This is a genomic window from Variovorax sp. 01N429, assembly GCF_056399425.1.
This window is the reverse complement of record NZ_JBFTRG010000002.1, coordinates 489,200-514,601: the sequence shown is the minus strand read 5'-3', so window position 1 is coordinate 514,601 and position 25,402 is coordinate 489,200. Positions and strand designations below refer to the sequence as shown.

Annotated in this window: 29 protein-coding genes; 11 read left to right on the top strand and 18 right to left on the bottom strand. The window is 64.6% G+C overall.

Going from position 1 to position 25,402, the window contains the following annotated elements:
- Positions 1–50: 50 nt before the first annotated feature.
- Positions 51–1,922, bottom strand: coding sequence for a DNA mismatch repair endonuclease MutL (gene mutL, locus AC1DSF_RS05650; RefSeq protein WP_478144365.1), 1,872 nt, complete (start codon positions 1,920–1,922; stop codon positions 51–53).
- 47 nt (positions 1,923–1,969) lie between these two features.
- Here mutL and AC1DSF_RS05645 point away from each other — a divergent pair, with 47 nt between their 5' ends.
- On the top strand, positions 1,970–2,617 hold the full coding sequence (locus AC1DSF_RS05645; RefSeq protein WP_478123876.1) for a DedA family protein: 648 nt from the start codon (positions 1,970–1,972) through the stop codon (positions 2,615–2,617).
- A gap of 12 nt (positions 2,618–2,629) precedes the next feature.
- Here the strand turns inward: AC1DSF_RS05645 and AC1DSF_RS05640 are convergent, their stop codons facing one another.
- Positions 2,630–3,817: an alpha/beta hydrolase gene (locus AC1DSF_RS05640; protein ID WP_478123875.1), complete on the bottom strand. Its 1,188-nt coding sequence runs from the start codon at positions 3,815–3,817 to the stop codon at positions 2,630–2,632.
- Between the two features lie 58 nt (positions 3,818–3,875).
- Here AC1DSF_RS05640 and AC1DSF_RS05635 point away from each other — a divergent pair, with 58 nt between their 5' ends.
- On the top strand, positions 3,876–4,103 hold the full coding sequence (locus tag AC1DSF_RS05635; protein ID WP_478182444.1) for a hypothetical protein: 228 nt from the start codon (positions 3,876–3,878) through the stop codon (positions 4,101–4,103).
- Here AC1DSF_RS05635 and AC1DSF_RS05630 read toward each other — a convergent pair.
- Together AC1DSF_RS05630 and AC1DSF_RS05625 are read right to left on the bottom strand one after the other, a co-directional pair.
- Complete coding sequence (locus AC1DSF_RS05630; protein WP_478123873.1) at positions 4,100–4,387, bottom strand: glycine zipper 2TM domain-containing protein; 288 nt, start codon at positions 4,385–4,387, stop codon at positions 4,100–4,102. The genes AC1DSF_RS05635 and AC1DSF_RS05630 overlap by 4 nt on opposite strands.
- A 140-nt stretch (positions 4,388–4,527) precedes the next feature.
- Entirely contained in the window at positions 4,528–5,577 is a 1,050-nt protein-coding gene (locus tag AC1DSF_RS05625; protein WP_478123872.1) for an ornithine cyclodeaminase, read from the bottom strand.
- Between the two features lie 154 nt (positions 5,578–5,731).
- On the opposite strand from AC1DSF_RS05625, the gene AC1DSF_RS05620 reads away from it, so the two are divergent.
- Positions 5,732–6,154, top strand: coding sequence for an Lrp/AsnC family transcriptional regulator (locus tag AC1DSF_RS05620; protein WP_478123871.1), 423 nt, complete (start codon positions 5,732–5,734; stop codon positions 6,152–6,154).
- Here AC1DSF_RS05620 and AC1DSF_RS05615 read toward each other — a convergent pair.
- The 8 genes from AC1DSF_RS05615 to AC1DSF_RS05580 all read right to left on the bottom strand — a co-directional run bounded on the left by AC1DSF_RS05615 (position 6,142) and on the right by AC1DSF_RS05580 (position 13,539).
- Positions 6,142–6,930, bottom strand: a complete 789-nt coding sequence (locus tag AC1DSF_RS05615; RefSeq protein ID WP_478123870.1) for a metal ABC transporter permease — start codon at positions 6,928–6,930, stop codon at positions 6,142–6,144. The two genes, AC1DSF_RS05620 and AC1DSF_RS05615, sit on opposite strands and share 13 nt — an antisense overlap.
- Entirely contained in the window at positions 6,927–7,862 is a 936-nt protein-coding gene (locus tag AC1DSF_RS05610) for a metal ABC transporter substrate-binding protein (RefSeq protein WP_478144368.1), read from the bottom strand. The genes AC1DSF_RS05615 and AC1DSF_RS05610 overlap by 4 nt, the downstream gene beginning before the upstream one ends.
- Positions 7,863–8,010: 148 nt before the next feature.
- Positions 8,011–9,426, bottom strand: a complete 1,416-nt coding sequence (locus tag AC1DSF_RS05605; RefSeq protein WP_478182443.1) for a hypothetical protein — start codon at positions 9,424–9,426, stop codon at positions 8,011–8,013.
- A gap of 71 nt (positions 9,427–9,497) precedes the next feature.
- Positions 9,498–9,890, bottom strand: a complete 393-nt coding sequence (locus tag AC1DSF_RS05600; RefSeq protein ID WP_478123867.1) for a DUF2946 family protein — start codon at positions 9,888–9,890, stop codon at positions 9,498–9,500.
- 46 nt (positions 9,891–9,936) lie between these two features.
- The gene (locus AC1DSF_RS05595) at positions 9,937–11,721 is read right to left on the bottom strand and encodes a chloride channel protein (RefSeq protein WP_478123866.1); all 1,785 of its coding nucleotides are present in this window, start codon (positions 11,719–11,721) and stop codon (positions 9,937–9,939) included.
- Positions 11,718–12,143, bottom strand: a complete 426-nt coding sequence (locus AC1DSF_RS05590; RefSeq protein ID WP_478182442.1) for a MarR family winged helix-turn-helix transcriptional regulator — start codon at positions 12,141–12,143, stop codon at positions 11,718–11,720. The genes AC1DSF_RS05595 and AC1DSF_RS05590 overlap by 4 nt, the downstream gene beginning before the upstream one ends.
- Positions 12,144–12,210: 67 nt before the next feature.
- On the bottom strand, positions 12,211–12,780 hold the full coding sequence (locus AC1DSF_RS05585; protein ID WP_478123996.1) for a ferritin-like domain-containing protein: 570 nt from the start codon (positions 12,778–12,780) through the stop codon (positions 12,211–12,213).
- A gap of 57 nt (positions 12,781–12,837) precedes the next feature.
- On the bottom strand, positions 12,838–13,539 hold the full coding sequence (locus tag AC1DSF_RS05580) for an RNA polymerase sigma factor (RefSeq protein WP_478182441.1): 702 nt from the start codon (positions 13,537–13,539) through the stop codon (positions 12,838–12,840).
- Between the two features lie 148 nt (positions 13,540–13,687).
- Here AC1DSF_RS05580 and AC1DSF_RS05575 point away from each other — a divergent pair, with 148 nt between their 5' ends.
- The gene (locus tag AC1DSF_RS05575; protein WP_478123863.1) at positions 13,688–14,155 is read left to right on the top strand and encodes a hypothetical protein; all 468 of its coding nucleotides are present in this window, start codon (positions 13,688–13,690) and stop codon (positions 14,153–14,155) included.
- A gap of 50 nt (positions 14,156–14,205) precedes the next feature.
- On the opposite strand, the gene AC1DSF_RS05570 is transcribed toward AC1DSF_RS05575, so the two are convergent.
- A complete protein-coding gene (locus AC1DSF_RS05570) occupies positions 14,206–15,639 on the bottom strand; it encodes an N-acetylmuramoyl-L-alanine amidase (RefSeq protein ID WP_478182440.1) in 1,434 nt (477 codons plus the stop codon).
- Positions 15,636–16,133 (bottom strand): tRNA (adenosine(37)-N6)-threonylcarbamoyltransferase complex ATPase subunit type 1 TsaE, encoded by a 498-nt coding sequence (gene tsaE / locus AC1DSF_RS05565; RefSeq protein ID WP_478182439.1) that lies wholly within the window; start codon positions 16,131–16,133, stop codon positions 15,636–15,638. The genes AC1DSF_RS05570 and tsaE overlap by 4 nt, the downstream gene beginning before the upstream one ends.
- On the opposite strand from tsaE, the gene queG reads away from it, so the two are divergent.
- Positions 16,119–17,189: a tRNA epoxyqueuosine(34) reductase QueG gene (gene queG, locus AC1DSF_RS05560; protein ID WP_478182438.1), complete on the top strand. Its 1,071-nt coding sequence runs from the start codon at positions 16,119–16,121 to the stop codon at positions 17,187–17,189. The genes tsaE and queG overlap by 15 nt on opposite strands.
- On the opposite strand, the gene AC1DSF_RS05555 is transcribed toward queG, so the two are convergent.
- On the bottom strand, positions 17,176–17,604 hold the full coding sequence (locus AC1DSF_RS05555; RefSeq protein WP_478144376.1) for a hypothetical protein: 429 nt from the start codon (positions 17,602–17,604) through the stop codon (positions 17,176–17,178). The genes queG and AC1DSF_RS05555 overlap by 14 nt on opposite strands.
- Before the next feature lie 37 nt (positions 17,605–17,641).
- The gene (locus AC1DSF_RS05550; RefSeq protein WP_478123858.1) at positions 17,642–18,550 is read right to left on the bottom strand and encodes an AEC family transporter; all 909 of its coding nucleotides are present in this window, start codon (positions 18,548–18,550) and stop codon (positions 17,642–17,644) included.
- A gap of 106 nt (positions 18,551–18,656) precedes the next feature.
- Here AC1DSF_RS05550 and AC1DSF_RS05545 point away from each other — a divergent pair, with 106 nt between their 5' ends.
- The 6 genes from AC1DSF_RS05545 (at position 18,657) to AC1DSF_RS05520 (ending at position 23,483) form a co-directional block, all read left to right on the top strand.
- Positions 18,657–19,631 (top strand): tripartite tricarboxylate transporter substrate binding protein BugE, encoded by a 975-nt coding sequence (locus AC1DSF_RS05545; RefSeq protein ID WP_478123857.1) that lies wholly within the window; start codon positions 18,657–18,659, stop codon positions 19,629–19,631.
- Between the two features lie 161 nt (positions 19,632–19,792).
- Entirely contained in the window at positions 19,793–20,116 is a 324-nt protein-coding gene (locus AC1DSF_RS05540; protein ID WP_478123856.1) for a hypothetical protein, read from the top strand.
- A 196-nt stretch (positions 20,117–20,312) separates the two neighbouring features.
- A complete protein-coding gene (locus tag AC1DSF_RS05535) occupies positions 20,313–20,714 on the top strand; it encodes an RNA recognition motif domain-containing protein (RefSeq protein ID WP_478123855.1) in 402 nt (133 codons plus the stop codon).
- 102 nt (positions 20,715–20,816) lie between these two features.
- Positions 20,817–21,719, top strand: coding sequence for a site-specific tyrosine recombinase XerD (gene xerD / locus AC1DSF_RS05530; RefSeq protein WP_478123854.1), 903 nt, complete (start codon positions 20,817–20,819; stop codon positions 21,717–21,719).
- Between the two features lie 48 nt (positions 21,720–21,767).
- On the top strand, positions 21,768–22,742 hold the full coding sequence (locus AC1DSF_RS05525) for a Bug family tripartite tricarboxylate transporter substrate binding protein (RefSeq protein ID WP_478123853.1): 975 nt from the start codon (positions 21,768–21,770) through the stop codon (positions 22,740–22,742).
- Positions 22,743–23,015: 273 nt separating this feature from the next.
- The gene (locus AC1DSF_RS05520; RefSeq protein WP_478144380.1) at positions 23,016–23,483 is read left to right on the top strand and encodes a MaoC family dehydratase; all 468 of its coding nucleotides are present in this window, start codon (positions 23,016–23,018) and stop codon (positions 23,481–23,483) included.
- Between the two features lie 35 nt (positions 23,484–23,518).
- Here the strand turns inward: AC1DSF_RS05520 and AC1DSF_RS05515 are convergent, their stop codons facing one another.
- Together AC1DSF_RS05515 and AC1DSF_RS05510 are read right to left on the bottom strand one after the other, a co-directional pair.
- Positions 23,519–23,896, bottom strand: coding sequence for a VOC family protein (locus tag AC1DSF_RS05515; protein ID WP_478182437.1), 378 nt, complete (start codon positions 23,894–23,896; stop codon positions 23,519–23,521).
- 30 nt (positions 23,897–23,926) lie between these two features.
- The gene (locus AC1DSF_RS05510) at positions 23,927–25,402 is read right to left on the bottom strand and encodes an SRPBCC family protein (protein WP_478182436.1); all 1,476 of its coding nucleotides are present in this window, start codon (positions 25,400–25,402) and stop codon (positions 23,927–23,929) included.

Genomic DNA, 25,402 nt, shown 5'->3' with positions numbered 1-25,402 from the left:
CTCATGCAACGCGCGTGCCCGGTCGTCGGCTGACACTGGTAAACCCTAGCTCAGCGCCCGCGCATGAAGAGAGCGTCCAGTTCCCGCACCGACAACTGCCGCCACGTCGGCCGGCCGTGATTGCACTGGTCCGAACGCTCGGTCGCTTCCATTTGCCGGAGCAGTCCGTTCATTTCGTCAATCGTCAGCTTGCGATTGGCGCGCACAGCGCCATGGCAGGCCATGGTGGACAACAGCTCGTTCTGGGCACGCTGCACGACTGTGCTTGCGTCGTGATTGGACAGTTCGGCCAATACGCTGCGGGCCAGTTCGACCGGATCGCCATCGGCCAGCGTGCTCGGCACGGCGCGCACGGCGAGCGTGCGGGGCGAAAAAGGTGTGATTTCGAGGCCTAGCGAGGGCAGCACTTCGGCGCAGGCCTCGGCAGTGGCCACTTCCTGCGGTGTGGCGGCGAAGCTGGCCGGAATCAGCAGCGGCTGACTGGCGATGGCGGCGCCGTCGAGCTGCGTCTTCAGGCGCTCATAGACGATGCGTTCGTGCGCTGCATGCATGTCCACGATCACGAGGCCCTGGCTGTTTTCGGCAAGGATGTAAATGCCCTGCAATTGGGCCAATGCTCGGCCGAGTGGCCAGGTTTGCACTTCGGCCGGTTTTTCAAGGCCGGTGGGTGACCCGAAGTCGCGCACTTGCGGGGGCGCAACGTCCATCAGCGATGGCGACTGCGACTGCGACTGCGGTTGCGGTTGCGGTTGCGGTTGTTGTCGTTGCATCGGCCACATCGCGGCGGCATCGCCCAGTCCCCGCTCTGAGGCGAACGGGATTCCGGGTTGCACCCACGACGCGGAGGCCGGCACTGCGCGCGGCTTGAAGAAAGGCTCTGCAGAAGCAACTGTGGCGTCGCCCGCCCGCGGTGCGGCGAGGGCATCTTCGATCGCGTGGCGCACCGCCTGGTGTACCTCGCGCCCATCGCGAAAGCGCACTTCGATCTTCGTCGGATGCACATTGACGTCGACCCGCGCCGGGTCGATCTCAAGATAAAGCGCATACACCGGCTGACGCTGGCCGTGCAGCACGTCTTCATACGCACTGCGCACGGCATGGCCGAGCACCTTGTCGCGCACGAAGCGGCCGTTGACATAGAAGAACTGCTGATCCGCGCGCGAGCGAGCGGCATCGGGGATGCCAGCGCGGCCGGTGACCCGCACGGCGCCCGCAATGCGGTCCACTGCGACGCTCTGCGCGACGAAATCATCGCTGAGCGTGTCCGCCAGCCGCTGGTCGCGCGAAGCGGCCGCGCGCCATTGCTCGACCAGCCGGCCTTCATGCCAGATGGAGAAGCCGACGTCGGGCCGCGCGAGCGCATGGCGTCTCACCGCCTCGATGCAATGCGCCAGTTCGGTAGCGTCCGTCTTCAGGAACTTGCGGCGCGCGGGTGTCGCGAAAAAGAGCTCGCGCACTTCGACAGTCGTGCCGTCCGCGCGTGCGACAGGGCGCAGCTCGCCAGTGCGCCCATCGAGCGCGAAGGCGCCATCTGCACCGGCGAAGCGGGAAAGGATGGTGAGCTCGGCAATCGCGTTGATGGCGGCCAGCGCTTCGCCACGAAAGCCCATGGTGCCGACGGTTTCGAGATCGCCGAGGCTCGCGATCTTGCTGGTGGCATGGCGGCGCAAAGCCAGCGGCAATTCATCGCGCGGCAAGCCCAGACCGTCGTCCTCGATCGAAATGAGCCGAACGCCGCCGGCCGAGAGTCGCACCGTGATCTGGCGCGCACCCGCGTCGAGCGCGTTGTCGAGCAGCTCGCGCACCACGGAGGCGGGACGCTCGACCACTTCGCCAGCCGCAATCTGGCTGATGAGCTCGTCGGGAAGCTCTCGGATCGGTCGGCGCGCGGGCGCGGCCGTGGACGTGGGGAGTGCACTCACGGGGACATTCTAGAAGGGCGTCGCGCGGGCTCGTGATAATGCGGGCCATGGAAATCATCACCTTTCTCGTCGATTTCATCCTGCATATCGACAGACACCTCCAGGACTTCGTCATCGCCTACGGCCCTTGGGTGTATGGGCTTTTGTTCCTCATCGTTTTCGTCGAGACAGGCCTCGTGGTGATGCCATTTCTTCCGGGCGATTCGCTGCTTTTCATCGTGGGCGCGCTCGCCGGTGCCGGGCTCATGAGCTATGGCGTGGCGGTGCCAATTCTGCTGGCCGCGGCCATCCTGGGCGATCAGTGCAACTTCAGCATCGGACGCTATTTCGGGCCGAAGGTATTCAAGTGGGAGAGTTCGCGCTTCTTCAACCGAAGAGCCTTCGATCAGGCCCATGCCTTCTACGAGCGCTATGGCGGCGTGACCATCATCCTCGCGCGCTTCATGCCTTTCATTCGCACCTTCGCGCCTTTCGTGGCGGGCGTGGCCGACATGACGCGCGGCAAATTCACGCTCTTCAACATCATCGGTGCGCTGCTGTGGGTGCTTGGCATCTGCACTGCGGGTTACTTCTTCGGAAACATTCCGGTGGTGAAGGAAAACCTCGAGAAGATCATCTGGGCGCTGATCTTGATCCCAGGCCTCGTCGCAATCTTTGGCGCCTGGCGAGCGCGAGGCGCGTCCGCGGCGCGCTGAAGCTCAAGCGTTCTATGGCCGTTCGCGCGGCGGCACGCGAGCGGACAAAGGCTTTGGCGCATACGCCGGATCGAAATGGCAGCCTTGGCCGAATCGCGCTTCATAGTCCTTGCAGCGCATCGCGATTTCAGCGGGCGTGGGCTTGTGCCCGTTGTCGATCCAGTCGAGCAGCGCCGCGAGCAGCGTCGGGTATTCGGCATCGCTCAGGTAGCTGTGCTCCGATTCGCGGCTGAATGTCTGGACCAGCAAATCCGCAGTGCCGGCGCGCTCGCGGATTTGGCGATAGCTCGATTCCAGCTCGACAAAGGCTGTCGGATCATTGATGGCGTGCAGGCCGAGCGTGGGCACATTGACCTGCCCTGTCGGATCGCTGTCGGCAGCGAGCTTTGCCACAGCCGCTGGATCGGCGCGATAGCGCATCACGCCAGCGTTGAGTGCAGCGTCGTCCGACGAACCTGCATAGACGACGCCGATGTTGCCGAACGGGTTCTTTCCGTCGAGCCGTTCTTGCACGAGATCGCGGAAGAGGAAGGTCGCCCAGTTCATGTTGCCGACCAGCGATCGCTCGGGGATGTGAATCACGTTCAAGATGTTTGCGAGGTTTTGGCGCTGCTGCGGTGTCCGTTCCGCAGCCGGCTTGCGAATGCCGGTGCAGTCATCGACGCGCCGCGCCAGTTGGGCTGCGGTGAGCTTCGATTCGCGCGGAAGGCCTTGCCAGAGCGGATAGGGCGTTTCACTCGGCAGCGGATGGTTGCGGCAAAAATACTGATAGACCACGCGAAGGTCCAGGCGATAGTCGTAAGCCTGCGTGCCGCCGCCGAGCACACCGCTGGTCAGGAGAACGCCGTCGTACGGTCCCTTTCGACCATCGTCTGTCGCGTACAGCTCTGCGGTTTTTGCTGCCACGCCCGCGCCGTAGCTCTGTCCGTGCAGGATGGTGCGCCGCGGCAAGCCGAAGTTCTGCACGAACCAGGCGCGCAGGCGTTCGGTGTCCTCGGCGGCCATCGTCACGCCGTAGCCGCCGCGCCGGTAGGTCGAGCCGGCCCATGCATATCCCGCTTTTACGGTGACTTTCCATCGCCCTAGGTCCTCGGTGGCGCGCGCCAAAGACGGTGCTCCGATTTCGGGGCCGCCGTGCGCGTGCATCACGAGTACATGGTTCCAGTCGGCCGGAATGGCGACCCAGAAAAAGGCGCCCATGCTGTCTTGCCCGGTGTAGCAACGCGTGCCGGCGGGAAGGTCTTTCGGGCACTGAGAGGTGAGGGGCGTTGTTGCTGTCGCTGTTGCTGTTGCTGTAGGGGTTTTGCTTGAAGGTGTCGAAGTGCAGGCGCCCAACAGCAATAGCCCTGCGGCGGCAATCATCGTCGTGATCGTGATCAGCAAGCGTTGTCTCATGGCGTCTTTATACGTGCAGCCGCAGATCAAAAAGCCAAAAAAAAGCGCGCTCAATCCGGCGCGCCTTCGATCGAATGCCCTGCCTGCTTAGTAGCGAGGCCCGTTGTTAGGGTAGTAGGTGTTGCCAGGGTAGTAGGGTTGCTGGTTGTTGTAGTTGCGCTGGTCGGAACTTCGTCCAACCTGGTTGCCGATCAGCCCTCCAACGGCCGCGCCGCCAACAGTTGCTGCGGTGTTGTGACCAATGGCCTGGCCGACCAATGCGCCGCCGACCGCACCGCCCGCCGTCCCCAATTGCTCATTGGGTCCCGCGGCACATCCGGCCAGTGCCATGATCGACGTCGCAGCCGCAGCGGTGATCCAGAGTCTTGTGTTCATGATGTCCACCTTTCATTTGTTGGTGAAATCATTCTGAAGATGCCTGCAACCAGATGTGTAGGAGACGGCCCCGGCGTGTTGACCGAATGCACTATCTTGGCGCGCGCGCCGTTGGCTCGCAATCAAGTCCCCTCTCCGGTTCACGCCACGCGCCGCATCACGGCGCGTGGATTCCCCTTGCGTGTGTAGCGAAACAGGTCCTTCGGATCGTCGGCCCACGGCACGAGTTCGACCTCGGTGCCGAGATTGCGCTTCGTCGCCTGTTCGAGCACGTAGCGCAATGTCGAATAGTCTTCGAGCGCAAAGCCGACGGAATCGAAAACCGTAACCTGCGAGGCGCTTTGTCTGCCCTGCTCGATGCCTGCAAGAACACGCCAAAGGTCGACCACCGGAAAGTCCTTCGGCAACTGCTGGATGTCGCCCTCGATGCGCGTCTGCGGTTCGTATTCGACGAACACGCGAGCGACGCGCAAGACGTCGGCATGCAGTTCGGTCTTGCCGGGGCAATCGCCGCCGATGGCGTTGATGTGCATGCCGGGCTCGATCATGTCGGGCGTGAGGATGGTGGCGTAGGCCTTGTCCGCAGTGACCGTGGTCACGATGTCTGCACCGCGCACGGCTTCGGCGGTTGAAGCGGCGCGAACGATCTTCAGCGCCGGGAAGATCGAGAGGTTGCGAATCAGCTTCTCAGTGGCGCGCGGGTCCACGTCGTAGACCGCGATTTCCTCGATGCCGAGATGCGCATGAAACGCCACAGCCTGGAACTCACTTTGCGCGCCATTGCCGATGAGCGCCATGCGGCGAGCGTCGGGCCGCGCCAGCGCGCGTGCCGCCATCAGCGACGTTGCGCACGTGCGCAGTGCGGTCGCCACCGTGAGCTCCGACAGCAGCACCGGATAGCCGGTGTCGACTTCCGCCAGCACGCCGAACGCCATGACCGTGTAGAGGCCCTTTGCCGTATTGCGCGGATGACCATTGACGTACTTGAAGGCATAGGTCTTGGCGCTCGATACTGGCATCAGTTCGATGACGCCGATGTCCGAATGGCTTGCCAGGCGCGCTGTCTTCTCGAAGTCCGCCCAGCTCACGAAATCCTGCTCGACGAATTCCGCCAACCGGCCGACGAGCGGAATCACGCCGACATCCTGAATGAGGCGGGACATGGCCGGAACATCGATGAAACGCGTCATGGGTATCTCCGCTGCGGAGGGAGCCGCAGTGATCTCTCATGCGTCCATTGTTCCTCTCAAGGGTGCCAGATTGAACCCTTCAACTTGTCAAATCCGGCTTGGAAGCTTGCATGTTGCTCATCTCACATAGCACAATGCCAGCAACACGCCAGGTATGGACGACATCGACCGCCAACTCATCGCCCTCATGCGGGACAACGCCCGGATGTCCGTGGTGGCGCTCGCGCAGAAGCTGCGCGTCGCGCGCGCCACGGTGCAGAACCGCATCAGCAAGCTGGAAGACGACGGAACCATCGTGGGCTACACCGTGCGGCTGCGGCCTGATGCGGAATCGCATCGAATCAGGGCCATGATGAGCATCGAGGTCGTCGGCTCCCAGGGCGACGCCGTGCGGCGTTCGCTCAGGGGTCATCCCAACGTCATGGCCCTGCATTCGACCAACGGGCGATGGGACCTCCTGGCCGAACTGCGCGCCGACACGCTGGAGGCTTTCGATAAGGTGCTCACCGACATCCGCTCGATCCCGGGGATCTCGAACAGCGAGACGAGCATCCTGCTGTCGACCTACAAGTTGTAGTCGGCCCGAGGCTGCGCAGCATCGGGGCGCAACGCCAGAGCGCCAGCCAACGCGCACGCGGCCAGCGTCCACACGATGACTGCGCCCGAGGGAAGGTCGAACACCGCCGAAAGCGCGAGCCCCAGCGCATAGCCCGCCACACCCATCGCATAGGCCACCTTGAGGCGCCGCGCTCCGCGCAATCCGCGCGTGCCGAGTGCCGGGATGATCAGGCTCGAGAACACCAGGTACACGCCAACGAGCTGCACCGACGCAGTCACCGCGAGCGCGAACGCGGCGTAGAAGCCGAACCGGCCCAGCCGCCCGATCCACCCCATCGACAGTGCAAGCAGAAGCGCGGCCGAGATGCCGCCCAGCCACAGCAATTGCGCCGTGTTGACCCACAGGATCTGCCCGACAAGCAGGTCCTTCAGGTGCTCGCCGCCGTGCGGATTGCTCGACAGCAGCAGGATGCCGGCGCATGCGGCGAGGATGAACATCACCCCGATCAATGCCTCCTGCTGTTGGGGGGCGCGGCGTTCGGTCCACGTGAGCAGCCATGCGCCGAGCAATGCGGCGGACACGGCGGCGAACTGCACGGCCACGCCGCCTTCAGGCATGCCGAGCGCATCGGCTGCAATCACACCAAGACCTGCGATCTGCGCGATGGCCAGGTCGATGAACACGATTCCGCGGTCGAGCACCTGCATGCCCAGCGGCACGTGCGTCGCGAGCACCAGCAGGCCGGCGATCAGCGCTGGGCCGAGGATGCCCCAGTCGAGCGCGCTCCAGTTCACGACTTGCCTCCCGCACTGAGCAATCGCGTCAGTGTGTCGTCGAAGAGCCCGAAGAGATCCTTCGCGCCGTCGGTGCCGCCCACGGTGAACGGGAGCTTCACTGCAGGCGTGCCCGCGTTCTTGCTGAGCCAATCCGAAGGCCGCGAATCTTGATACGCCGCATAGATCACCATCTTTGCCGGCGACCCTTTGAGCGTGGCCTGCACCTCCTGCAGATGCGAGGCGGTCGGCTCGACGCCCGGCTTGGGCTCGAGCACGGCGACCTCCTTCATCCCAAGCCAGTCATAGAGATAGACGAAGGCGTTGTGCTGCGACACCACCGGCGCGCCCTTGAGCGGCGCTGCCTGCGCTGACCAGCGCGTCATCGCCTGTTGCCAGCGCTGCGTGAAGTCGGCCTGGCGCTTGGCGTATTCGGCTGCGTTCGACGGGTCGACTTCCTGCAGGCGCTTGCCGAGCGCCGCGGCGACGAGCGCGATGTTGCGCGGGTCGGTCTGGATGTGCGGATTGCCGGCCGCATGCACATCGCCTTGCGAGCGATCGACCTGCGTCGGCACTTCGAGCTTGCGCACGAAATCAGCCGCCGCGAAATTGCCGGGCTGACCTTGCTGAACCTTCGCATTGCCCGATTGCTGCAGCAGCACGGGCAGCCATCCGATCTCCAGCTCGGCACCGGTGCAGACAACGAGGTCGGCACTGCGCGCGCGGGAGATCAGGCTCGGCTTGGCCTGGATCTGGTGCGGATCCTGCAGCGCATTGGTCGCCACGGAGACATCGACCAGACTACCGCCGAGCTCCTGTGTCAGCGCGCCCCATTCGGGCTCGCAGGCGAAGACGCGTAGCGCCGCGTGAGAGGGCAGCGCCAGCAGCATCAGTGGCACGGCGAGCAGCGCGAAAAGAGAAGAGTGAGAGGCGCGAGAAGAGTGGATCTTCATGATGTGTTCCTTTGATGCCTTTACATGGAAAGCGGCACGGCCGAGGCCAGAAACCCCGCGGAACCGGCTTTGCCGGGCCGCAGGGGTTGCCCCCGGAGAGGGGGGTGGTGGCCACACGAAGTGGGCAAGCCTGGGGGAGAGCCTCATTTCAGTAGCTGTGCGCACCATGCGCGCCGAGGCTCATCTGGTATTGCAGGAAGATCTGGTTGTCGGTGCGACCCTGCGCCGCGCGGTCTTGCGCAAATTGCAATCGGATGCGCGAGAACTCGCTCGGGTTGAAGTCCAGCATTACCGAGTTCTTGCGCGGCTTGTAGCTGCTGAAGAGCAACGGCGACGCGAACCCGAAGTCCGGCGTGCCGGGGTCCAATGCCTCCGTGCGAACGCCGATGCGCCAGCGCGGCATGAACTGGTACACGCCCTGCACATACCAGCCTGATTGCGCAACCCGGTAGTTGCCGAAGGCGTCGAGGTTGCCCACGTCGTAAAGCAGGTTGCCGCTGCGCGTGCTGTGCAGGTATTCGCCTTGCAGCTTGAAGTTGGTGCGCGTGGCGTTTCCGTTGGGCGCCCACTTCCAGACGCCGTCGAGCACCCAGACGCGCGTATTGCCGTTGAAGATGTCGTTCACCGAGGCGCCGGCTGCGTCGGTTGCGACGAGCGCCTGGTCGCTCGCCTTCGCGTTCAACACTGACGCGCCCGCGCGCCAACTGCTGCTGTTGCCGATGTCGCCGCCCGTGTGCAGACTCAGTGCCGTCATGCCCGCGCCGTTGATGCTCGAATTGCTGCCCGGATAGGTGAGGCCGCGCCCGACTTCGGCGTTGATTTCCAGGTACTGGTCGATGGGCGCGATCCAGCTCAGCTGCATGCCGTCGTCGCCGTACTGGTTGCCCAGCATGGCCTGGTAGGCCAGCGGGCTGTCGACGAAGTCCCAGGTGTGCGAATGCTGCGGATTGAGATAGCCGATGCTGGAGAAGAAGCGGCCGCCCTTGAGCGACAACCCATTGCCGAGCGAAGTCGTCTGCACGTAGGCTTCTTCGATGGACACCGAGTTGTCCGCCTCCAGCGCGATGTTCGCGGCGCCGCGCAGCCAAGGGTCGATGCTTGCCGAGAACCCCAGTTCTGTTTCGGCCAGGCTGAAGCCGCGCGTACCAGGTCCGATTTCGGCGTTGGGCGGCAGCGGAAAGCCGCTGATCGTGTATTTGGCGGGGTCTTGCGATGTGTTGGTGTAGCCGCCCGAAAGGATCAGCGACATCGCAGGGTTGAAGGCATTCGTGCCGCCGCCGCCGCCGCCGGTGGACGCCACTGCCGACGCCGCCGGCGGGGCAGCGGGCGGTGCACCAGCAACCGTCGCCGGCGGTGCGCTCGTCGCTGCGGCGGTCGCACTCGCGGCAGTCGCTTCAGCCGCCTTGACGCGCTGTTCGAGTGCCTCCATGCGCGTCTCGTAATCCGCGCGCATGGATTTGATCTCCTGTCGAAGTGCTTCGACGTCAGAGGAAGATGAGTCGGCCATCGCGCCGAATGGCGTGGCCAGGGCCAGCGCAAGGCTGACCCGGGAAAGGGTATGCATGAAAAGAAAACTCCTCGCAAGGACGTTGGATGGCACCCGCCCGCTCTGTGAGCGGACCGGGGGGCCGGCGATCAACGGTCGAAGCGAGGTGTCGGGGGTGCGCGGCTTTCGTAGATGCGCGGGGGCAATCCTGGCCATACGCTTGCGACGGCTACAGCCGGCGCTTCGTGCGGCGCGGAATACGGTGCAAAGACAACCGGCGTGCTGGGCAGCGCGCCCCCGTGAATGGCCGCGGCGGCCAGGCAGAGGTCGCAATGTGCGGCGTCCGGTGTCTGCTTGCCCTTGAGGTCGCCACTCTCGGAATTGCCCTCGGAAACGGCCTCGGAACTGGCTTGGGCCGTGTGCGAGACCGTATGCCACGTCGTGGCCGCCTGCGCGACCGGAAGCAGCAGCACGAGCCACAGCAGCCATGCGAGATGGCGCGGGGGGCGGGTGCGGAAGCGAAGGGCGCGAAGGGCGGACATGGCGAAGACCCGCATCTTAGCGACTGCGGGAGCCTCGCCCGCCGGACTACGGCTGTGATCGCCAGGGCATGCTGCGCATCCGTTCGCGGTTTTCTTCTTCGTCGAAATGCACGATCGATGGCTTGATCAGATCGCTGCGCGCCACGATGCCGACGAGCGCCATCGAGACTGGATCGGCGACGACGGGAAGGCGTTCTATCCGATGCCTCGCCATCCGCGTGGCGACCGTGCGGCAGCTCTCGCCCGGCAGCGCGTAGTGTGGCACCGAGCCTTCGCAGGCGCTGCCCACCGTGGCGCCGGGCGTGCGAAGTGCATGCGCCAGCATCCCGCGATCCACGATGCCGCGCAGTGCACCGCCGCTGAGCACCGGGAACGCCCGGTGCGCCTGCCCTTGGCCGAAGTGGGTCGCCATTGCATGGTCGATGGTCGATGCGGCATCGATCGCCACGACGTCGCGCGTCATTACTTCCTCGACGAAATGACGCTCCAACGGATCGATGCCGTATTCGCGGTAGATGTGATAGCCGCGCCGCGCGATCTTTTCGGTGAGGATCGAGCGCCGCATCGTCAGCACGGTGAACCCATACGCAACGGCTGAAGTCGTGAGCAGTGGCAGCAGCGCATTGCTGTCGTGCGTGAGGCCAAAGGCGAAGATGGTTGCCGTGAGAGGCGCACGCATCACGCCACCCAGCGTCGCGGCCATGCACACCAGCGGCCACAGCATCGGGTCGTTGCCAGGCAGCACCTGGGCCAGGCCAACACCGAGGCCCGCTCCCATCATCAGCAGCGGCGCCAGCACGCCGCCCGATGTGCCGGAGCCAAGCGCGATCACCCAGATCACCGCCTTGACCGCAAGCAGCGCCAGGACGACGCCAATCGCAAGATGGTTGTGCAGAAGATCGCCGATGACGTCGTAGCCCACGCCGAGTGCGCGGGGCTGGAGATAGCCCCCGATGCCGACCGCCAGCCCGCCAATGGCCGGCCACCACATCCAATGGACAGGCAGCTTGCCGAAAAGATCTTCGACCTTGTAGAGCGAGGCGGACAGCGCCGCCGCCAGCAAGCCGCACATCAGCCCGGCAATGATGCAGGACATCATCGCCACCGGACCGGGCACGGCCGTCTGCAGCGGAAAGAGCGGCCCGGGATCCATGAGCAGCGGGCGGGTGAAGCCGGCTACCGCACAAGCGACAGCGACTGGCAGCAGGCTGCGCGGGCGCAACTCGAACAGCAATAACTCCACCGCGAGCAGCACCGCCGCGACCGGCGTGCCGAAGACAGCCGTCATGCCGGCGGTGGCGCCCGCCACGAGCAGCGCCTTGCGTTCGGCAGAGGAGAGGTGAAAGTACTGAGCGATCAGGGAGCCGATGGCGCCGCCCGTCATGATGATCGGCCCTTCGGCCCCGAACGGGCCGCCGCTGCCGATCACGATGCCCGACGAAAGCGGCTTGAGCACCGCGACCTTTGCCGACATCTTGCTTTTGCCGAACAGGATGGCTTCGATCGCCTCGGGGATGCCGTGGCCGCGGATCTTGTCCGAGCCATAGCGTGCCATCAAGCCGACGATGAGGCCGCCGATCACCGGCACCGCGATGACCCACGCGCCCAGTGTGTTCGTGGCCGGCGATCGCTCGGCGATGGACAGCGTCTGAAAGAAAAAGAGATTGGTAAAGAAGCGAATGAGGTCCAGCAGCACGAAGGCCGCGACCGTACCGAGCGCGCCGATGGCGGCGGCCATGGCCGTGATCTGCAAAAGCCGCGCATTGAGCGCGAAATCGCCGCGATGGCCGTGATGGCTGTTGTGGCCGCTATCGCTATGGGATTTGCTCATGGTGCGTCCGGGTGATCGATATGGGGAACCTGGAACACGCCCTTCAGGGACTTGAGCTCCGCCCGGTGAACGGCTGCGAGGCGCTGCAGCAGTTGTTCGCCGCGCTCCAGAAGGTGTACCTCGACCTGGCGGCGATCCGTCTCGCTCGGCCTGCGCTCGACGAGATGCAATGCCTCGCAGCGGGTGACCAGGGCCACCGCGCCATGAGCCTGCGATTGAAGCCGTTCGGCGACTTCACCCACCGTCGCCCAGTTTCGACCCGGGAAGCCCTTGATGTGCAGCAGCATCAAGTACTGCTGCGGCGTGATGCCGTCGGCTTGCGCCGCGCGCTCGGAGAAGCGCTCGAAACGGCGCATCTGGTAGCGAAATTCGGAAAGGGCTTCGAAGTCTTTCTTGATGAGTGCGCGTGCGGGAGGCGACATCGGGTGGCGGCGTAGAAAGCCGCATTTATATCACGACGTGATATATCTGAGCCGCCTCCAGGCCCCTTCAGGTCATGAACGCCGCAGGCACCGGCGCTTCGCCGACGGCTTGGCGCAGAACCGCCCAGTGCATGGCTTCGTCGCCGAGGATGCTGGCCGCCGCCTTCGCCAGATCGCGCTCGCTGAACAGTGGCACTGCGCCCAGATAGGCACTGACGGCGCCTTGTTCGAGCTTGGCCGCGAACTTCAGCACGTCGGCCTGTGATTTCAGCTGATCGGCCGGGAAGTCGTACTTCGCCTTGGCCGAGACGGGTTGGCCGCCGAGCTTCGCGACGGTGGCGGCAAGCAACGCCGCGTGCGCCTTGTGATGGCCTTGGAAGGTCACGGCGAGGTCGAGCACCGGCTTCTCCAGCAGTTTGCTGTCGGCGCCGAGCTGGTAGGCCGCAATGGCTTCGAGTTCAGCACCGAGCGCAGTGTTGAGGATCTGCACGTCGTTGCCCTCGGAACCGCCCGTTTTCGCTGCGAGCGCATCGTTTCCGGCCAGCAGCGCGACTGCGGCGCCCGACAACATCAACCCCGACTTGCCCAGGAACAGGCGCCGTGCGGCGACGGGTGTGGGCATTTGAAGAAAAGACAGGGACAGCATGATGATCTTCCTTTCGAGTGGTGAGGGGGGGTGGGTGGTGGGTGGTGATCAGCGGTTCGGGAGCCTGGTGAGCACGCCGGCGACGATGCGATCGCATCGCACGCCATCGAACGAGAAGGCGTCATCGACCGCAATATCGATGTCGCGCGAAAGCGATTCGCGCAACATGCTGCGGGCCCGCAGAAAGCGCGTTCGCACCGTTGCTTCGGTGAGCTCGAGCACCATCGCCGTTTCGGCCACGCTCATTTCTTCGACCGCGCGCAGTACAAACACTGTGCGATATGCATCGGGCAGGCGGTCGATGCGCCGTTCCATGAGTCGACGAATTTCCTCACGCATGGCGACACGCTCCGGCTGGTGGTCCGGGTCGTCGGGCGCCTGCGATTCCACCGTTTCTCCGGAGGCGGACACCGCCGGATCCAGGGGAATGACAAGTGCGCTTCGGCGGCGCAGGCGGCCCAGAGATTCGTTGATGACGATGCGCGCGAGCCAGGTCGAAAGCCGGGCGTCTTCCCGAAAGCTCCCGATCGCCCGCCAGGCGCGAAGGTAGGCCTCCTGCAAGGCGTCTTCCGTTTCGTCGTCGCTCTTGAGGATGCTTCGCGCCGTGCGGAACAGCAGCTGGTTGTGGCGCCGCATGATGCATTCGAATGCGAGGGGATCGCCGCGCGAGGCGCGTGTCGCGAGTTCGCCATCGGACGCCTCCCCAGGCGGGGGCGGTGCGGCGTCGAGGGTGGGGTGGGTGGAGGGCATGGCTTGTTTGCTTCCTTCGCCCATTAGATGGCTTGGCGGCGCGGCACGTTTCAAGTTTCTGGCTGGAGCGCCTCCTGCGGGCTTCGCGGGGCAGAAACTGCGGCAATATCGCTGCTTCGCCCGGAGAATCGGTGCAACAGGAGAAGTTATGGATCGGGTTCAGCGCATGGCGCGCGCGATCATGGTTCTGGTGCTTGCGTCGGCATTCGGCGGGCAAGGCAGCGCCGCGACGAAAGAAGACATGGAGCGAGAGATCCAGCGCTTCAGCGTCGCCTGCGCCAAGAACGAGATCTACCCCGAGCTATACGACTGCCAGTGCCTGACCGAGGGGTACCGGAAGGGTGTGCAGGCGGCGGATTCGACGCATCAACGCAAGGCGATCGTGCGCGAGCTGAAGCTGCTGGAGTCTTGCCCCGCTCCGAAGCCGAAGATCTTCGGATGGTTCAAGCGAGACTGCCTCACGAGCTTTCGCAAGCAGGCTGATCGTGTCGAGCGCTGCGACTGCGGCGCGGAGCGTTTCACGACGGCTTTTCATGGCAGCCCGCCGACTTCGCGCCGTGAGATGGATGCGATGAAGAAAAGCTCGCTGCAGGCCTGCGGGCTGCCGGGCAAATAGCTGCGCAAACAGCTGCGCAAACAGCGGCAGTGACCGCCTGTACGCCGCCGCTACAACTGCCGGCTGCGCGCCAGGGGCGGGTTCTGCGCAAAGTAGCGCTGGATGCCGCGCATGAGCGCGTCCGCAAGGTCTTCCTGGTAGGCGGTGCTGCGCAGCTTGGCTTCTTCTTCGGGATTGCTGATAAACGCTGTTTCGACCAGCACGCTCGGAATGTCCGGTGCCTTGAGAACGGCAAAGCCGGCTTGCTCGACCTGACCCTTGTGAAGACGGGCGCCGATGCTGCGGATCTCCCCTAGCATCGCGCCGCCGAGCTTGATGCTGTCGTTGATCTGCGCGGTGGTGCTCATGTCGAGCAAGGCGCGTTGGACCTGCACTTCGTGGCTCCCGACGTTCACGCCGCCGACGCTGTCGGCCTGGTTTTCCTTGTTAGCGAGCCAGCGTGCGGCGCTGCTCGACGCGCCGCTCTGGCTGAGGGCGAACACGCTCGCCCCGCGTGCATCAGGCGTGGTGAACGCGTCGGCGTGGATGCTCACGAAGAGGTCGGCCTGTACGCGGCGCGCCTTCTGCACGCGCACGCCGAGCGGCACGAAGAAGTCGGAGTCGCGCGTGAGAAAGGCGCGCATCGGATTGCCGTTGACGCTGCTGGCGTTGATGCGTTGGCGCAGCCGGTGCGCGATCTGCAGCACGATGTCTTTTTCACGCGTGCCGTTCGATCCGGTCGCGCCGGGGTCTTCACCGCCGTGGCCCGGGTCGAGCGCGACGATGATGATCCGATCGGTCTGGCTGGCGGTCGCGCCTCCGCGTGCAACGGCTGGGGGCGCTGCGGGTGGCGGCGCGCTCGCGGCGGGAGGCACTTGCAGCGGCAGGCCGGTGCCCGCGGGCGCCCGATTGCCAGGCGCCAATGAGGACGGCTGCGGCGGGCGTGCCGATTGCTGGGCCATCAGCTCACCCAACGGATCGGGTGCTTCCGGGCCGGGCCGGGCCGGTTGACTTGCAGCCTGCGGGGCCTTCTGGGCATCACGCATGCGCTCCGTGATGAGTGCTTCGAGCGGGTCAATGGCTTGCTGCGGATAGAGATCGAGCACAAGCCGATCGCGGTAGGCCGCCACCGGCGCGAGCGAAAAGACCTGCGGTGCGACCGCCTGCTTCAGATCGAAGACGATGCGTACCACGCTGGGCGCGAACTGCCCGACGCGCAAGCCATTGATGTAGGGGTCGTCGGGCTTGATCTTGCCGACGAGCTCGCGCAGGGCCGGATTGAGGTCGATGCCTTCGACGTCCACTGCCAGGCGGGGTGGGTTGCCGACCACCAGTTGCTGCGACTTGAGCCGGCCGTCCGATTCGATGGTGACGCGTGTGTAGTCTTCAGCGGGCCAGACGCGGACTGCCACGATGGTGGCGCCGCGGGCGATTTCCTGCACCCCGAGCAACAGGGCCAGGCTACCGCCTTGCAGCAGCGCGCGTCGCTTCAGTCCGGCGCTCATGCGGCGTCGGCCAGCAACCGGGTGCCGCGCGGCGTATTGGCACGAAGGGTCACGGTGCGAGTGTCGTCGGTCATTGCTTCGATTTTAATAGCGAGGTCCGCAAGTGGAATGCGCCCCGCGGCGTTTTCTGGCCACTCAGCCAACTTGAGGCCGGGGCCGGCGAAGATGTCGCGGAAGCCTGCGTCTTCCCATTCGCGCGGATCGCTGAATCGGTAGAAGTCGAAATGGAAGATGGCGAGCCCGTCCGGCGCCTCGTGCGGTTCGACCACCGCATAGGTTGGGCTCTTGATGCGACCGGTGATGCCCAAGGCGCGCAGAAGGTGGCGGACAAAGGTCGTCTTGCCGGCACCGAGGTCGCCTTGCAGCGCGATGAAGGCGTTGCGCAGGGCGGGCGATCGAGCCAGCGCGACTGCCAGTGCATCCGTGTCGTCCTCGGTGCGCCACACGCGCGTGGTGCTGTGCGTTTCTACAATCGGCAGGTGATCGGCAGCCATCAACTCGTCATTCGGATTCAGGCCTTGGCCCGGGAGCTCGGATTCTCCCAAATCGGGGTCGCAGGTGTCGACCTGTCGAGTGCGGAAGAGGGCCTGATGCAGTGGCTCGCCGAGGGATTTCATGGCGACATGCACTACATGGCCGCGCATGGGACCCGGCGCGCAAGGCCGGCAGAGCTGGTCCCGGGCACGGTTTCGGTGATCACCGCGCGCATGGACTACTTGCCGCGGGACACGCCTGACGGGTGGCAAGCCATCGAGTTCGCGCGGTTGCAGCGGCCCAGCGAGGCCATCGTGTCGATGTATGCGCGAGGCCGCGACTATCACAAGGTGCTGCGGTCCCGCCTGTCGAAGCTGGCCGAGCGCATCGCAGAAGAAGTCGGCCCCTTCGGCCATCGTGCGTTCACCGATTCAGCCCCCGTGCTCGAAGCCGAACTGGCGTCGCGCAGCGGCCAGGGCTGGCGCGGCAAGCACACGCTGGTGCTCGACCGCGAGGCGGGCTCGATGTTTTTCCTCGGCGAAATCTACGTGGACATGGCGCTGCCGCCCAGTGAGCCTGTCACGCCGCACTGCGGGAGCTGCAGCGCCTGCATCGACGTGTGTCCGACGCGCGCCATCATCGCGCCTCATCGGCTCGACGCGCGTCGCTGCATCTCCTACCTGACGATCGAACATGCAGGTTCCATTCCGCTCGAACTGCGGCCGCTGATGGCCAACCGCATCTACGGCTGCGACGACTGCCAACTGATCTGTCCGTGGAACAAGTTTGCAAAGAAGAGTGCGCTTGCCGATTTCGATGCGAGAGAGGGCCTCACGGGCCGGCAGCTCGGCGAACTCTTTGCATGGACCGAGGAAGAGTTTCTCCGCTACACCGAAGGCAGCCCGATCCGCCGCATCGGCCATGAACGCTGGCTGCGCAACGTGGCCGTGGCGCTCGGCAATGCGCTGCGGGCCGGCGACGAAAGCGCCCGTGCCGCATTGGCCGCGCGCCTCTCGCACCCCAGCGCGCTCGTTCGCGAGCATGTCGAATGGGCGTTGGACGTCAGTGTCGGATGATGGCCGAGATCTGCGCCGTGCCTGCGTCCATCGAGCGAATCGAACTCAAGCGGAGCGATGCGTACTTCAACGTCGGGTTGTTGAGCAGCTTGCCGTTGTAGTGGCCGTTGAAGCGCGTGTCCCTGCAGCCGCTCACATCGAGGTCGATCGATGCATTGATGGGCGAGACATAGTCGGTGCTGGACCCTTTCATCATGCAGGCCGCATCCGGCACGCTGCCACCCACTGCGCCGTCGGCCTCGATCTGGAGCGTGCCGGGATAGACCTCCGGCGGACCCAGCGCGCCGGTGTCCTGCTGCGCCACATAAAACAAGAAGGAACCATTCCAGGCGCCCTGATAGTGCGCGTAGTCCTGTGCCTGTGCCGCACCTGCAAAAGACGCTGCGGCGACAACGACCAGAAGGGAAGGGCGCATCGCCGAATGGTAGCCGTGGACCACGGTCAACGGGGCGCTACTTGCTGATCAGTGCCAACCCGAAAGGCAGGCTCGCCACGCCCAGCACGGTCGAGAGCGTCACCAGTCCCGCGACGTAGGGGCCGTTGTAGCCCATGCGAGCGGCCAATACATAGGCGCTCGAGGCGGTCGGCACGGCCGAGAAGGTCATCAGCACTGCGGCCTGCGCAGGATCGAGCTTCAACACCACGGCGAGGCTCCATCCGATCAGCGGCAGCGCCAGGTGCCGGATGGCGAGCACCGAAAAGGCAAGCACCTTGCCACGCGCGAGCGTCGCGAACTGCATGCCGGCGCCCGCAGCCATCAATCCCAATGCGAGCGATGCGGCACCGATGCGCGACAACGTCGGCGTCAACCAAGTCGGCACGCCCAGCCCGAGCAAGTTGGCGATGAGCCCTGTAACGGTGGCGATGATCAGCGGGTTGCGCGCCAATTGCCGCAGGAACCCGCTTTGCGCGTGTCTCGCCATCGGCCACACCGCCGCGATATTGAAGAGCGGCACGCAGACGCCGATCAGCACCGCAATCATGAGCAGTCCTTCAGGGCCCGCCAAGCGTTCAGACAATGCCAGACAGATGAAAGAGTTGAAGCGAAAGGACACCTGCGCACTCGCCGCGTGATCGCGTCGGTCGATGTGCGGCCCGATCACCGGCAGAAATGGCAATGCATAGGCCAGGGCGATGCCGGAAAGCCCGACTCCGACACCCGCCGTGATCAGGTTCGAAGTGGCGCCGAAATCGAGCGGGCTGCGGATGATCGAATGAAACAGCAGCACCGGAAAAAGAAAGTAGTACACCAGGCTTTCGACGTGGTCCCAGACCCGGCGATCGAGCGCCGTGTAGCGACACAGCAACCAGCCGCATGCGATGAGTGAGAAGTCGGGGAAGAGCAGTTGCGCATAGTTCACCCAGTCGAGGATAAACGGCGGCTGCCTGTGGGTTATCCACGAAGCGGCGCGATGACCGAGCCGGTAGCATGGCGGCTTTCGTTTACTGGCTCAAGGAGGCCAATCAATGAACCGTCGTCAATGGAATGCGATCGCCGGCGCCGCCGCGCTTGCCGCGTTCGCAACATCCAGCTGGGCGCAAAGCTATCCGAACAAGCCGATCGAACTGCAGGTCCCGTTTGCACCCGGAGGCACGACCGACATCGTGGCGCGCGTGATTTCGGAACCGCTGAGCAAGGCCCTTGGCCAGAGCGTGGTCGTCATCAACCGCGCGGGCGGCGGCGGCATCGTGGGCGCGGCCGAAACCGCGCGGTCCGCGCCTGATGGGTACAAGCTCGGCGTGGCAACGGTGTCGAGCACGGCGGCCAATCCGGCCATCAATCCGAAGACGCCCTACGACCCGATCAACGACTTCACGCCGATCGTCAACATCGCGGCCACGCCGAACATCATCGCGGTGAACCCGAGCTTCCCTGCGAAGAACTACGCAGAGTTTGTCGCCGAACTGAAGAAGAACCCGGGCAAGTATTCGTACGCCTCGTCAGGCACCGGCGGCATCGGGCATCTGCTGATGGAGCTCTACAAGAGCCTCACCAACACCTACGTCACGCACATTCCCTATCGCGGCGCGGGGCCGGCGCTGAACGATGTCGTGGCCGGACAGGTGGCGATCATGTTCGACAACATCCCGTCGACGCTGCCCTTCATCAAGGCCGGCAGGCTGGTGCCGATCGTGGTGTCGGCACCGCAGCGGCTGAAGGAACTCCCGAATGTGCCCACCTTCAAGGAAGTGGGCCTGGAGCCCGTGAACCGCATGGCCTATTACGGCATCCTCGGTCCGAAGGGCCTGCCAAAGGACGTGGTCGACAAGGTCAACGCGGGCGTCAAGAAGTCGGTCGAAGATCCGGCTGTTCGCAAGCGCATCGAAGACACCGGCTCGCTCGTCGTGGCCAACACGCCCGAGCAGTTCGCCGAGCAGATCAAGGCGGAGTTCGCCGTCTACAAGGACGTGGTCGTCAAGCAGAAGCTGCAGCTCGACTGAGGAGGAGCCGCGGAGGCAGGGCGGCGACACGACGCCCTGACGACGCGGCGACCTACAGCCGACCGCTTGAGATTCACCAGAGAATGACAAGGGCCCTCTCGACAAGGGCCCTCCCAAGAATCGTCGAAGGATGAAGCGCCGCCAGCCAAAGGAGATGGATCGTGCATGAGTTGACCTTTCGCACTCTCGTGTATCGCTACTTCTTCTTCGAGTGGCTTTTCGTCGACGTTACGCTGGGCAATGTCTTCGAACGATCCGCAGCCATGCGGCACAACCGGTCGCAGGCGCACTGGCTTCTCATCTATATGCGGCGGTGGCTGTGGTGCGCCGTGTTGTTTTTCGGCTTGGGTGGAATCGTCGAGATCCTGTTGGGCGCCCCCGCGATATCGGCACTGTTTTATGTGCCCAGCGCCCTGAGTGTGTCGGTCAATGCGGTCATCGCGGCTGCCTGGCTGGGACTCAAAACCCTTGCCGAGCCGGCTTGATGTTCAAACTGTTGCAATTAAACAAGACATTTCCCCCAAAAGGTCCGGAGTCGACGACAATAGCCGCGCGTCGCGAGCTTTACAGCCCGCACGTGAACCGGTGATCGGTCAGTTTCGCGCCACAGCGCCTGTTTAGTTTGTTGTGATATAGGGACTCCATCGCTTTGTGTTTTTGGTTTGATTTAGGAGTCCCTCCATGGGCAAGAAACTTTACGTAGGCAACCTCGCTTACTCCATCCGTGACAACGACCTCGAGCAGGCTTTCAGCCAATACGGCACTGTCGCCAGCGCCAAGGTCATGATGGAGCGCGACACCGGCCGTTCCAAGGGCTTCGGCTTCGTCGAAATGGGTTCGGACGCCGAGGCGCTTGCAGCTATTGAAGGCCTCCACGAGCAAGCGCTCGGCGGTCGCAACCTCACCGTCAATGAAGCCCGTCCGATGGAGCCACGCTCGCCCGGCGGCTTCGGCGGCGGCGGTCGCAGCGGTGGCGGCGGCTACGGCGGCGGCGGCGGCGGTGGTTACGGCGGTGGTGGTGGTGGTGGCAACCGCAGCGGCGGTGGCGGCGGCTACGGCGGCGGTGGTCGCGGCGGCTACTAAGCACACACTGCTGCAGCACCCTGCAGCGCACCGGCAACGGTAAAAAGGCTCCTTCGGAGCCTTTTTTGTTTTGGGCGCCCGTCTTTTGTTATCTTGCACCGCATGACCACGGCCATCGAAACGCCTGAAATCGACGACTTCATCGACGCCTTGTGGCTCGAAGACGGACTCTCCAAGAACACGCTGGCGGCTTATCGCCTCGATCTCGAGCTCTTTGCGAACTGGTTGGAGGCCGAGCGCGGCAAGCCACTGGGTGCCGCACTGGAGAACGACCTACAGGCCTACATGGGCGCGCGCCTCTCGGACAACGGCAAGGCGACCTCGGCCAACCGGCGCCTCACGGTGTTCAAGCGCTATTACCGGTGGGCGCTGCGCGAGCAGCGCATCGCGGCGGATCCCACCTTGCGCCTCGCGCCGGCCCGGCAGATGCCGCGCGCCATCAAGACCTTGTCTGAAAAGCAAGTCGACGACCTGCTGGCCACGCCGGACGTCGACACACCCCTTGGTCTGCGCGACCGCGCCATGCTGGAACTGATGTACGCAAGCGGGCTACGCGTGAGCGAACTCGTAGCGCTCAAGGTGTTTGAGATGAGCCTGAACGACGGCGTGCTGCGCGTGCTAGGCAAGGGCAGCAAGGAGCGCCTGGTGCCTTTCGGCGGCGAGGCCAGGCGCTGGATCGAGCGTTATTTGCAGGAGTCGCGTCCCGTCATCCTCGATGGCCAGCAGACTTCCGATCTTTTCGTGACCCACCGAGGGGCTGGCATGACCCGGATGATGTTCTGGGTCATCGTGAAGAAGACAGCCTTGGCGGCGGACATCCACGTGCCGTTGTCTCCGCATACCCTGCGCCATGCCTTTGCGACGCACTTGCTCAACCATGGTGCGGATCTGCGTGCGGTGCAGATGCTGCTCGGCCACGCCGACATCTCCACCACCACCATCTATACGCACGTCGCGCGGGAACGCTTGAAGCAACTGCATGCCAAACACCATCCGCGCGGCTGAATCGCTTCGCCGATTGCCGGAAAATCGCATGACCGAGGAGTTGAATCGATGCTTTTGAGTTCTTGCCGGCGCGCCGTTGTGGCCGCGCTGGGTCTTTCGTTGATTGCCGTGGCGGCGCAGGCCCAGGTCGTGCCGAAGACGGTGCGGATGGTGGTCGCTTATCCGGCGGGCGGGGTCAGCGATGTCGTCGCGCGCGCCTTGGCCGACAAGCTTGCAGCGCAGCTTGGCGTGACCTTCGTCGTCGAGAACAAGGCCGGCGCGAGTGGCACGATCGGCATGGATGCGGTTGCGAAAGCGCCACCCGACGGCGCAACGTTGGGCTTTTCGGCAATCAGTCCGTTGGTGCTCAACCCGCACCTGGGCAAGTCGCCTTTCGACCCGATGAAGGACATCGCCCCCGTCGCGAGCGTGATGTATTCACCCGTGCTGCTCCTCGCGACGACGGCCACCGGCACGCGCGACTTTCGCACCTTGCTGGATGACGCGCGTGCCCGGCCGGGCGCGATTCGATGGGCCACATCGGGGCAAGCTTCGCTGGGGCACGTCGTGCTTGAACAACTTCGTTCGGCGGCCAGGATCGACGTCACGCACATTCCGTACAAAGGCGGCGGGCAACAGCTCAACGATGCGATCGGCGGGCAGTTCGAGATCCTGTCGACCAATGCGGGCGCAACCGTTTCCGCGCAGATCCAGGCGGGCAGGCTGCGTCCGCTGGCCGTCGCTGCGCCAGCGCGCCTGGACAAACTACCCAAGGTGCCGACGCTGGCCGAGCTGGGCTATCCCGCTGCCAACATGTCGTCGCTCTTTGGCGTGTTTGCGCCGGGCGGCACGCCGTCCATCCTCATTGAAAAATACAACGTCGAGATCAACAAGGCGCTGAACAACCCCGATCTGCGCGCGAAGCTGCTTGCGACAGACAACGTGCCGACCGGCGGCCGGGTGGAAGATTTCGAGAACGAGATCGCGAGCGAGTACGAGAGCAACGGGCGCATCGTGCGGTCGGCGGGGATCAAATCAGATTAGCCTGTTGCTCGCCCCCAGGCTGCGCGCACTTCGTGTCGCTTCGCCTACCCCCTGACCGGGGGCAACACCGGTGGCCCGGCGAAGCCGGTTCCACGGTGTTCCTGTTGCTCGCCCCCAGGCTGCGCGCACTTCGTGTCGCTTCKCCTWCCCCCTGACCGGGGGCAACACCGGTGGCCCGGCGAAGCCGGTTCCACGGTGTTCCACTGAGGGGGCTGGCTGCGCAGGCCGGGGGACGAGTGGACAATGCGCGGGTCCACGATGGAGGAACACACCATGGCTCAATTGACGCCTGCTACGCGGAATCTTTATCTCGAAGATTTGAAGGTGGGGGATCGCTTTGTCAGCGACGAGCATGCGCTGGATGAGGCGCAGATCATTGAATTTGCTGCGCGGTTTGATCCGCAGCCTTTTCATCTGGATGCTGAGGCTGCCAAGAACACTTTTTTTCAGGGACTGGCGGCGAGTGGGTGGCACACGGCGGCGATCACGATGCGGTTGCTGGTCACGAGCGGGATTCCGCTGGCCGATGGCGTGATCGGATCGGGGGGCGAGCTTCAGTGGCCGAAGCCGACGCGGCCGGGTGACGTGCTGCGGGTCGAGAGCGAAGTGATGGAAGTGATTCCGTCGCGCTCGCGGCCCGAGCGGGGGATGGTGCTGATGCGCTGCGAAACGAAGAACCAGCACGGCGACGTGCTGCAGCGCTTCTCGCCGAAGATGGTTGTCTCGCGGCGGCCGACCTGACGGCTTAGGGCCCAAGGGCCCAAGGGCTTGAGGCGCTAGAGCGACTCGGACGGGGCGAAATCCAGCTCGACCTTTGCGCCGTTGGGATCGTGGCAGAACAACTGCCAGGTGCCCGCGCCGGGTATTTGGCGCAGTTCGTACTTGGTGCCGCTCTGGTCGAAGCGGGCTTTGACTTCCTTGAGGCCGCGCGCGGTGAAGGCCATGTGGTCGATCACGCCTGCGCGCTGTTCCGGCGGTTTGCGATCGAAGTACAGGTGCAGCACCGCTTGGGGCGCTTCGCCGTACAGCCATGCGCCGTCAAAGCCGAGATCGGGCCGTTGGCCAACCTTGAGGCCCAGCAGGCCGGTGTAGAAATCCAAGGTGGCTTTCGGGTCTTCCGCGATGACGGTGAAGTGGTTCATTCCGACGATCATTGCTTTCTCCTGGCAGAGTGGATTCGAGATTCAAGGCAGCAGCACGAGGGCGCCGATGGTGCCGCGCGATTCAAGGCGCGCATGAGCATCGGCCGCAGCATCGAGGCCGAAGCGTTGGATGGGCGGCAGTTTGATCGTGCCGTCTGCCAGCGCGCTCCAGACGCGTTGCGCGCGCTGCGCAAGTTGGTCGTTGGTGGCCACGTAGTCGAACACCACCGGACGTGAAAAGCTCAGCGACTTGGCGACGAGCGCGTCGGGCGGCAGGGGGGACAAAGGCCCGCTCGCCTGGCCGAGGCTTATCCAGTGGCCGCGCCTTGCGAGGGCGGCGAGGTTTTCTTCGCGCGCGGCATCGCCCAGACCGTCGATCACGACGTCGGCGCCTCCGCAGGCGCGCTGCACGGCGTCAGCGAAGCGGTAGTCGCGCGTCACGATGACGTGATCGCAGCCGTACTCGCGTGCGATGCGGGCTTTTTCTTCGGTGGACACGGTGCCCAATACAGTGGCGCCAAGACGGCGCGCCCATGCGCACACGAGCAATCCGACGCCGCCGGCAGCCGCATGTACCAGCAGACGTGTGCCGCGTTGCACGTGGCCGAGGTCGTGAAGCAGGTAGTCTGCCGTGATGCCTTTCAGAAGCACGGCGGCGGCGGTCTCGTCTTCCACGGCTGCGGGCAACCGCACCACCCAATCGGCAGGGACGCAGCGCACGCCGCAATAGGCACCGGGCGTCGGACCGAGGTAGGCGACACGATCGCCAGGGAGAAAGCCTGTCACCTGAGGACCGACGTCGAGCACACTGCCCGCGGCTTCCATACCCGGCACGCCGGGCGCTTGCGGCGAAACCGGCATCAGTCCCGGCACCCAGCCCCGACGCAGATACACATCGAGATAGTTCACGCCGACAGCGCGCTGCTGAATGCGAATCTCGCCCGCGCGAGGCGCTTCCACTTCGCTGGCTTGCGTGTGCATCACTTCGGGTCCGCCATAGCGCTCGACGGCGACGCGGCGCGTGGGGAGGGGCAGGGCGGTCGGCATCGCCGCGCTGCCGGCAGGTCGCAAATCGCCGCCGCGCCGCAGATGCCGACGCAGGTTCTCGAAGCCTGCTTCGTACACGTCCTGGGCAACCATGTCGCGCAATTCGCGCTCCCTGCCCGGTGGCGTCGAGAAGGTCGACGTCCAGTGCCAGAAGGTGCGGTTGCCGTCCGTCACGCGCTTGAGGGTGAGTGTGGAAACGTAGCGCTGCAGCGGCACGGTTGCTTCGACGATGCAGTAGGTGCTCTTGTGCTCGGTGTCCGACAGCGTCAGCAATTGTTCGCGGATTCGATGGCCGTCGCGCAACGTGAAGCTGCGCACACAGCCGACCTGATCGCCGCGCTCCTGCGCTTCGATGCGGCTCGCTTCGACGACGTCGTGCCATTGCGCATGGCTGTTGAAGTCGCGCAGCACGGCCCACACGCGCTCGATGGGCGCATCGATGACGGTCGATCGAACCACGCGCTGGAGCAT